The sequence below is a fragment of the Bradyrhizobium sp. Kon56 genome (genome assembly GCF_055807635.1).
In genome coordinates this window covers 1-609 of sequence record NZ_JBVVOU010000121.1, presented here as the reverse complement: position 1 = coordinate 609, position 609 = coordinate 1, and the positions used below count along the sequence as shown (strand labels likewise).

Below are 609 nucleotides of genomic sequence, written 5' to 3'. Positions count from 1 at the left end.
GCGGTAACAAGCTCACCGCCAAAAGCTGGCTGACTGAAGCGCCGCTGCGCATGCTGATGAACAACCTCGACCCGCAAGTGGCCGAGAACCCGAAAGAGCTGGTGGTGTACGGCGGTATCGGCCGTGCCGCGCGCAACTGGGAGTGCTACGACCAGATCGTCGAGAGCCTTACCAATCTCAATGATGATGAAACCCTGCTGGTGCAATCCGGCAAGCCGGTGGGCGTGTTCAAGACCCACAGCAATGCGCCGCGCGTACTGATCGCCAACTCCAACCTGGTGCCGCACTGGGCCAGTTGGGAACACTTCAATGAACTGGATGCCAAGGGCCTGGCCATGTACGGCCAGATGACCGCTGGCAGCTGGATCTACATCGGCAGCCAGGGCATCGTGCAGGGCACTTACGAAACCTTCGTCGAAGCCGGCCGCCAGCATTACAACAGCGACCTCACTGGCCGCTGGGTGCTCACCGCAGGCCTGGGCGGTATGGGTGGCGCGCAGCCACTGGCCGCAACCCTGGCGGGCGCTTGCTCGCTGAACATCGAATGCCAGCAGGTCAGCATCGACTTCCGCCTGAACAGCCGCTACGTCGACGAGCAGACCACCGAGA

1 protein-coding gene is annotated in these 609 nt (G+C 62.4%); it reads left to right on the top strand.

Annotated elements, in window-relative coordinates; genetic code table 11:
• The coding region (locus AC0L3B_RS38215; protein ID WP_473382711.1) for a urocanate hydratase family protein at positions 1 to 609 on the top strand (609 nt) is incomplete at both ends.